This window comes from Kitasatospora sp. NPDC058492 (genome assembly GCF_042720685.1).
Lineage (GTDB): Bacteria > Actinomycetota > Actinomycetes > Streptomycetales > Streptomycetaceae > Kitasatospora.
Genome location: NZ_JBHXMU010000086.1, coordinates 25098 through 32977 on the forward strand (window position 1 = coordinate 25098; position 7880 = coordinate 32977).

A 7880-nucleotide genomic window follows, 5' to 3' on the forward strand; every position below is an offset into this window, starting at 1 on the left:
CGTGCTGACCACCAGCCTCCGCTCTCACGCCGCGTGAGGGTCAAGCCGTCCTCGGGAGGGAGGGCACCGACGCCGTGACTGCGCCCGTGCCTGTGCCTGTGCCTGTGCCTGTGCCGGTCAGGCTCCGGTGCCGGTCAGGCTCCGGTGCCGGTCAGGACGCGCTCACGCCGCCGGGAGGAACGGCGCCGCCCCTCGCCGTCCGCCGGGGTCCGCGGGCGGCGCGTCTGCTGGGTGGGCCAGAACAGCACGTACGCGGCGGAGACCACCACGAAGGCCAGCCGGACGAAGCCGCGGCCCGCGTCGGACGGGATGAGCAGCGTCCCGCCGTACAGCGCCGCCAGCGCTATCCAGCTCCACCACGGGACGAGCCGCTTCTGCCCGACCGCGTCCCAGAGCAGGGTGCCGAGCAGGATCGAGGCCGTGTAGTAGGTGTAGACGCTCGGGTCGAGCAGGATCCGGGCGTCCGCACCGAGCAGCACCACGGCCGGCCAGCGGCCGCGCCAGACCGCGATGGTGCCGAGGCCGAGGCCGAGGGCGAACTGGGTCGGACGGTCCCACCAGGGGGTGGCCGGGTCGGTCACCCCGAACCAGCGCAGTGCGGAGGCCGGCTGGTTGGGGATGGTGAACTTGGCGGCCGCCAGGGTGTCCAGATTGCCCAGGTAGAAGGGCAGCCAGGCGATCGCCACCAGTCCGACGAACCAGAGCGCGCTGCGCAGCCAGGCGGGCCTGGGCAGCGCCAGGATCAGCGGGGCGAAGGCGATCGCCCAGGGCTTGGAGTCCACCGCCAGCGCCAGGTAGACGCCGACCATGGTGGGTTTGCCGCGGGCCAGGGCGTGCACGGCGAGGGTGGTGAAGAACAGCGCCAGGACGTCGTCCAGGTGCGCGAAGCGGACCGAGACCTCGACCCACATCGGGATGAACGCCAGCCCGGCGATCAGCAGGCGCTGCTGGAGCCGGCGGTGGTTGGTGCCGGTGCCCAGGTAGTACAGGGCGGCGGTGCGACCGATCAGGACCAGCATCACCAGGCCGAGCCCGGACATCGCCGCCTCGGCGATCAGCTGGCCGGTGTGGGCCGAGAACGGGGCCGTGAGCCGGGCCACGGCCAGGCTGACCGGGCCGATCTGCAGCTCCGGGTGGTGGGCGTAGAGCGCCAGCCCGCCGTCCGGGTGGTCGCTGAAGAGCAGCTGCTCACCCTGGCGCAGGTAGTGCCAGGAGAAGCCTCCGCTGGGCTCGACCAGGAAGAACCAGAGCACCGTCCAGGCCACCAGCAGAACGTGGTGCCTGCGCAGCGGCAGCCCCGCGATCCGCCCGGTCGCCGACTCGTAGTCGGTGGCCGTCCGTGCCGTGCGTGATCCCCGCACCTGTCCCTCTCCCCGCCGGTTCCGCCCCCCTCCGGCCGGACATCCTATGTGACGGAGGTGTCCCGCCCGCGCCGCCCGGAGGTCCGTCGAACGGACGGCCGGGCGGCGCGGGCGGTTGTCAGGCGGGTACCGCCTCGGTGTGACGGCTGGAGCGAGCCTTGCGGCCGCGGTCAGCCCTGCGGGGCCGACTTGCGGCGGCGCAGCGCCACGAGGGTGCCGACACCGGCGAGCAGCACGGCGCCGCCGGCCACGGCGATGGCGGTGGTGTCGTCACCGCCACCGGTCTGGGCCAGGGCCTTGTCGCCGTTGTCGGCGGCGGCCTTGGCCTTGGTGACGGCGGCCGGGGTGAGCGGCGGCGGGGTGAGGGTCGGGACGGCCACCGGGAAGTCGATCGGGCCGGCGGTGTCGCCGTTGCCGTCGGCCGGGGCCGGGGCGGAGGTCGACGCGGAGGCGGAGCCGGACGGCTCGCCCGTGGCCGGGGTGGTCGGGGTGGTCGGCGGGACCGAGGGCGACGGCGTGGTCGGCTCGGCGCTCGGGGTGGCCGAGGTGGTGGCCGTGGCCGTGGCGGTGGCGGTGGCGGTGGCCGTGGCCGTCGGCGACGTGCTCGCGGTCGCCGAGTGGGAGGGCGTCGGCGAGGTGGAGGTGGTCGGCGAGGTGCTCGCGGTCGGGCTGGGCTTGCCGGTGTGGGTCGGGGTGATGGTCGGGCTCGGCTTTCCGCCGCCGCCCGCCTTGATCACGAAGCCCGCGCCGCGGACGCCGTCGCAGCTGAGGTGGCCCCCGTCGACCGGCGCGTGGGTCTCGTCGTCGAGCTCAGCGGAGAACACCACGGGGACGACGCCGGCCCGGCCGAGCGGCGCCTCCGAGGTGAAGGAGACCCGGACCTTGATCGAGAAGCTCTTGCCGTGGTTCACGACGAGCAGGTCGTCGTCGGTGGGGTTGCCGTCCTGGCCGAGGGCGCCGAGCAGGGTGAGGACGGACTTGTCCTTGTCCTCGCCGCCGTCGGCGGCGACCGAACCGGTCTGCCACTGGCCGCCGGGCAGCTGGTACTGGACCTTGAGGTCCTTCGCCTTGAACGAGCCCGCCTTGTTCTTGAACTTGAGCAGCGGGAGGAAGAGGAAGTCGTGCTTCGTCGAGTTGTCGATCTTGAAGGTGAAGTCGCGGGCGTCGCCGCCGGCGATGAAGGTGCCGGGCACGCCGTTCACCGAGAGGTCGAGGCTCTGGTGGGAGGCCTTGCCGGCCGCCTGGGCGGCGGCGGACGGGGAACCGGTGGTGCCGACGGCCATGGCGCCCTGGGCGCCGGACAGCACGAGCGAGGACGCGAGCGCGGCGACGCCGGCAAGGGCAAGACTGCGACGTATGGACAAGGGAGACCTCACGGAAGAGTCCGGGCGAGGCCCGGGGCGCGGCGGGGCGGGCGGCCGTGGACGCCTCGAACCCCTCGCGAAGCTTGAAAGTCCGACGGAGATTACCGAAGGATCCGGCCACTCCGGAAGGCGGGTGTCACGCTGGGGACCGCTCACGGGACGGGAGTGCCCGAATCGCCCAATTCCGTCCTGCGGTAAGGCTTTTGCTCTTTGCCGAAAGATGACCGGAGAGTGACGGGTACACGCCCGGAGGACCGTATCGCACGGCCTCACGTGGCGTGAAGCGATCGGTTGTGTGAACGTCCGGTGAGCGCCCGCGTGACCGCCCGCCGGAACGGGTGCGCGGGCTCAGCCCGCGAAGAAGGACTTGGCCGCGATCAGCGCCCGCTCGTCGCGCAGCACATCCCCGGGGCGGGTGCCGTTGCCGAGCAGCGCGCCGCCCCAGCGCATCCCCATGTACTCGGCCGTCAGCCGGAGCGTGCCGATCAGCGGTTCGGCCTTGTCGTCCTCGGTGGCGAGGGCGGTGACGCCCCAGATGGTGCCGCCGCGCATCCGGGCACGGAAGTCCGCCCCGGGCTGCCGGAGCCAGGACGACCAGTGGTCGAGGTAGAGCTTCGCGCTGGTCGGCAGCGAGTACCAGTACAGCGGTGCGACGAAGACCAGGTCGGTGGCCGCCGACGTGGCGTCCAGCAAGGTCCGTTCATGACCGACCGGCTCGGGGTAGCGGCCGTCCCCGACGTGCCGCAGGTCCTCGAAGGGCGGCAGCGGGTGCTCGCTCAGCCGCAGCCAGCGCTGCTCCGACCCGGCCGGCAGGCTCGCCTCGGCGGCCAGCCGGGCGAGTTGCTCGGAGTTGCCGCCGGCACGCGAACTGGCGTCGAGGAACAGAAAGGTGCGCGGCGCCTCGGCGCCCGCCGGCTGGTCGGCCATCGGAACTCCCCCGGTCGGTGGTGCGGATGGAGGTGCGAGCACCCCCCGCACCCCGGTTATTCCACGTCCGGGGCCCGGGAGTTCACTCAGGCGGGCAGGCCGGCCCGGCGCCGGGCGACGGCCGCGACGGCCGCCCAGTCCTTGTCCGCGTCGCCGTGGGCCAGCGCGTCCAGGAAGGCGTCCCGCAGGATGCCGCCGAACGGGAGCGGGACGTTCCGCGCGGCCCCGGCCTCCAGGGCCAGGCCGACGTCCTTGAGTCCCAGCGGCAGTCTGAACCCGGCCGGCTCGTAGCGGCGTTCGGCCACCATCGCCCCGTAGCCGGAGTAGACCGGCCCCGGGAACAGCGTGCCGGTGAGCATCTCGACCAGGTCGGTCGGCCGGACGCCGTGGGCCTCGGCCAGGCTGCACGCCTCGGCCATCGACTCGATCGCGCAGGCCAGCAGGAAGTTGGTGCTGATCTTGGCGGTGTTGGCCTGTCGCGGGCTCGCACCGAAGTGCCAGGTGCGCTCCCCCATCGCGGCGAACAGCGGCTCCGCGCGGGCCAGCAGCTCCGGCGCGCCGGCGGTCAGGATGTTCAACCGGCCGGCCGCCGCGACCGGCGGACGGCCGAGGACCGGGGCGGCCAGGTAGCCGATGCCGTGCTCGGTGTGCAGCGCCTCGGCGCGCTCGGCGAGCCCGACGGAGATGCTGGCCATGTTGACGTGCAGGGTCGTCGCGGCGCCCGCGAGCAGGGCGGGGTCGAGCAGCAGCCGTTCGACCGCCTCGTCGTTGGCGAGCATGGAGACCACGGTGTCGGCGGCGTACACCTCGGCGAGCGTGCCGGCCGCCTCGGCGCCCTCGGCCACCAGGGCGGCCACCGGCTCGGGCGAGCGGTTCCAGACCCGGACGGCGTGGCCGGCCCGCAGCAGGCTGCCGGCCATGCCCCGCCCCATCGCGCCCAACCCCACGAAGCCGATCGTCGCCCCGGCCATCGCACACTCCCGTCGCCGTCACCGTCACCGCACTGCGGATGACTGTACGTCAGGGGACGGTGGTCTCCCGCGTACTGGACGGACTCACGCGCAGGCGCGCTCCGGCAGCCGGACGCGGCCGCGCTCCAGTTCGGTGACCACCCGGTGGCTCAGCAGCTCGTACTGGGCCTGGAGCCGGCCGGGGCGGGCCGGGCGGGCGACCGGACGGCCGGGGCTGACCAGTTCGTCCGGCCCGAACTGCTCGCGGGTGAGGTCGATCTCGATGCCGGTGGCGAAGCGGTTCCACCAGTGCAGATCCGTCCGGATCCCGCCGACGTGCACCTCGCCCATCATCAGCTCGCCGCCGAGCAGGTCGTGCACCACCATCGCCGTCACCCCGCAGTGGCCGCGGGCGGGATTGTCGGGACGCCAGTGGGCCAGATCCTCGGGCGCACAGGTGTCGACACCCCAGGAGGAGCGGATCGCACGTTCGATGTCGTTGAGGGTCCACGCCGTCATACCGGGAAGCCTGCCATGCACCACTGACAGCGGCACCGGCTTTTCAGAGGGCCACCCCGTGTTCTGCGGAGACCTTCTCGATCTTCACCCGAACGAGCAGTTCCCCCGGCACGCCGTTCCGGGCCCCGTACTGCTCCGCGACGTCCTCCCCCATGTACCGGGCGGCGATCCGGGTGGCCCAGGCGCGCACCTCGGCCAGGTCCTCGCTCAGCCGGGCGGTGCCCTGCACGAGGACGTACGCGAAGGGCGGCCGGTCGTCGTCCACGCAGATCATCACCCGGCCGTCGCGGGCCAGGGTGCGGCCCTTGACGGTGCCCGCACCGGTGTTGAAGACGAGCTCGTCGCCGTCCAGCAGGAACCAGACCGGCGCGACGTGCGGGCGGCCGTCGGCCCGGGTGGTGGCGAGCTTGGCGGTGCGGGTGCCCTCGGAGAGGAACGCCCGCCACTGGTCATCGGTCATCGTCGGCATACCGCCCATCCTGGCCGGTCGGCCCGCCCCGCGCACCAGGGGGACGGGCCGACCGGCCAGGGGGTCACTTCGCCAGTGCGGCGACACCCGCCTGCGCGAACTGCTCGTCCAGGTCGCCGCTCGGCGCGCCCGCGACACCGATCGCCGCGACCGGGGCGCCCTTGGACTGCACCGGGGCGCCGCCGGCCAGGAACAGCGTGCCCGGGATGTCCTTGAGGGTCGGGGCCTGGGCCAGTCGCTTGGTCAGCTCCGAGGTCGGCGCGTTCCAGGAGACCGCCGTGAACGCCTTGCGCTGCGCCGACTCCGGGGACTGCGGGCCGGCGCCGTCGCCCTTGAGCAGCACCCGGGTGACGCCGTCCCGGTCGACGACCGCGACCGAGACGTGCTGGCCGGCCTTGGCCGCCGCGTCCAGGGTCGCCTGGGCGGCGCGGGTCGCGGCGTCGAGGGTCAGACCGGTGCTCTGGGCGAGGTTCTTGTTCTGGGTGTCGACCTTCACCGCGGCCGGCGCGGCCGGGGTCTCGGAGGTCTCGGCGCTGGCCGAGACGGCGCCCACGGTGGCGGCGAGCGCGGCGGCGGCGAGGGTGCCGGTCAGCACCCGGGTGCGCACGGAGATCTTCTTCATGGTCCAGCTCCTCAGCGGATCGGCGAACGGGATCGGGGCCGCCGGGCGACAGGGGGTCCGCCCGGCTCCACCTCGATCCTCCGGCCGGGGCGGGGCCCGCCACATCGACGCTCCGGCGCGACCGCGCGGGCATGATGGAGGACAACCCCGTCAACCGATCGGCTGATGCGGGACCGGGCCGGCCGGGCCACCATCGAGGGATCGGTGCAGGTCGGTGCGCCGGGCGCACCGGGCGCACCGTCGAGGCGGCCGGTGCCCGCCCCGGCGCCGATCGCCCGCCGAGGCGCCCAGGTGCCGATCGCCCGTCCAACCAGGAGCCAGCCGTGCAGCAGCCCCGCCCCGCCGCCGGTCACGACGCCGGCGACCCGGACGCGGGCCGCCTGGCGGTACTGCTCGACTCCGCCTTCCTGCTGCTGCTCGCCGCCTCGCTCAGCCGCTACCTCACCCACCACCCCGGCAACCCCCGGATCCCCTGGGTGATCGGACTGAGCATCGCCCTCGCCCTCGCCCAGCCGGCCGGCTCCTGGCTCGCGCACCGCCACCCGCCACCACCGCCGTCACCAGTGCCCACGCCCACGCCCGGGGCTGAAGCTGCGCCCGACAAACGGGTTCCGCGTCGGCGCCGGTGGCCGCTGGCACTGGTGGTCGCGCTCTGGGTGGTGCTGGTGCTGCTCGCGCCGAGCTTCGCCTGGTGCGCCGTCCCGCTGATCTACACCGCGCTGCGCACGCTCCCCGCCCGGGCGGCGATCCCGCTGGTGGCGGCCCTGACGCTGCTGGTGGTGATCGCCGAGCTCCGGCTGGCCGGCGGGGCGGACGCCACCCTCGTCCTGCTGCCGTTCGCGGTAACCGCGCTCGCCACCGGCGTGTTCCTGTTCATGGACCGGCAGGACGCCCGGCAGCGCGCCCTGATCACCGACCTGGTCCGCACCCGGCGCGAACTCGCCGCCACCGAACGGCGGCAGGGCACCCACGCGGAGCGCGAGCGGCTGGCCATGGAGATCCACGACACCCTGGCCCAGGGGCTGTCCAGCCAGCAGATGCTGTTGCAGGCCGCCGAGCGCACCTGGGACACCGAGCCGACGACCGCCCGCACCCACGTCCGGACCGCCGCCGAGGTGGCGGCCCGCAACCTGGCCGAGGCCCGCCGCTTCGTCCACGACCTCGCGCCGGCCGAACTCGCCGACGGCCGTCCGCTCGACCAGGCGCTGCGCGCGCTCGCCGGGCGGGAGGCCGCCGAGAGCGGTCTGCCGGTCCGCTTCCACCTGGACGGCACGCCCGTCCCGCTGCCCGCCGCCGCGCAGTCCGCGCTGCTGCGGATCGCCCAGGGCGCGCTGGCCAACGTCCGGGAGCACGCCGGTGCGTCGGCCGCGGCGATCACCCTGTCCTACCTGGGCGACCAGGCCGTCCTGGACGTCGCCGACGACGGGCAGGGCTTCGACCCTGGCGCGGTCGGGGCGGCCGGCGGCCGCGGGTACGGGCTGCCCGCGATGCGCGCCCGGCTGCGGCAGTTCGGTGGCACCCTGACCGTGGAGAGCACCCCCGGCGAGGGCACCGTCGTCTCCGCCGCGATCCCCCTGGAGTCTCAATGATGAAGTCAAGATGCCTGCGCGACCGGTGGGGCGGAGGTGAAGATCCGGTTGTCGCGCAGGAGCGCCCACAGCACGTTCG

At 74.2% G+C, this 7880-nt stretch carries 8 protein-coding genes; 1 reads left to right on the top strand and 7 read right to left on the bottom strand.

The window, feature by feature from the left end; all coding sequences use genetic code 11:
* Positions 1-134: 134 nt before the first annotated feature.
* From ACFWPI_RS35880 to ACFWPI_RS35910, 7 genes are all read right to left on the bottom strand, one after another.
* Positions 135-1361, bottom strand: a complete 1227-nt coding sequence (locus tag ACFWPI_RS35880; RefSeq protein WP_380378479.1) for a hypothetical protein — start codon at positions 1359-1361, stop codon at positions 135-137.
* A gap of 170 nt (positions 1362-1531) precedes the next feature.
* The gene (locus ACFWPI_RS35885) at positions 1532-2725 is read right to left on the bottom strand and encodes an LPXTG cell wall anchor domain-containing protein (protein ID WP_380378480.1); all 1194 of its coding nucleotides are present in this window, start codon (positions 2723-2725) and stop codon (positions 1532-1534) included.
* A 348-nt stretch (positions 2726-3073) separates the two neighbouring features.
* Positions 3074-3652, bottom strand: a complete 579-nt coding sequence (locus tag ACFWPI_RS35890; protein ID WP_380378481.1) for a flavodoxin family protein — start codon at positions 3650-3652, stop codon at positions 3074-3076.
* An 86-nt stretch (positions 3653-3738) separates the two neighbouring features.
* Entirely contained in the window at positions 3739-4623 is an 885-nt protein-coding gene (locus ACFWPI_RS35895; RefSeq protein ID WP_380378482.1) for an NAD(P)-dependent oxidoreductase, read from the bottom strand.
* A gap of 84 nt (positions 4624-4707) precedes the next feature.
* The gene (locus ACFWPI_RS35900) at positions 4708-5121 is read right to left on the bottom strand and encodes a hypothetical protein (protein WP_380378484.1); all 414 of its coding nucleotides are present in this window, start codon (positions 5119-5121) and stop codon (positions 4708-4710) included.
* A gap of 43 nt (positions 5122-5164) precedes the next feature.
* On the bottom strand, positions 5165-5581 hold the full coding sequence (locus tag ACFWPI_RS35905) for a PPOX class F420-dependent oxidoreductase (RefSeq protein ID WP_107453052.1): 417 nt from the start codon (positions 5579-5581) through the stop codon (positions 5165-5167).
* Between the two features lie 73 nt (positions 5582-5654).
* A complete protein-coding gene (locus tag ACFWPI_RS35910; RefSeq protein WP_363368367.1) occupies positions 5655-6212 on the bottom strand; it encodes a heme-binding protein in 558 nt (185 codons plus the stop codon).
* Between the two features lie 134 nt (positions 6213-6346).
* On the opposite strand from ACFWPI_RS35910, the gene ACFWPI_RS35915 reads away from it, so the two are divergent.
* Positions 6347-7801, top strand: coding sequence for a sensor histidine kinase (locus tag ACFWPI_RS35915; protein ID WP_380378486.1), 1455 nt, complete (start codon positions 6347-6349; stop codon positions 7799-7801).
* Positions 7802-7880 lie beyond the last annotated feature (79 nt).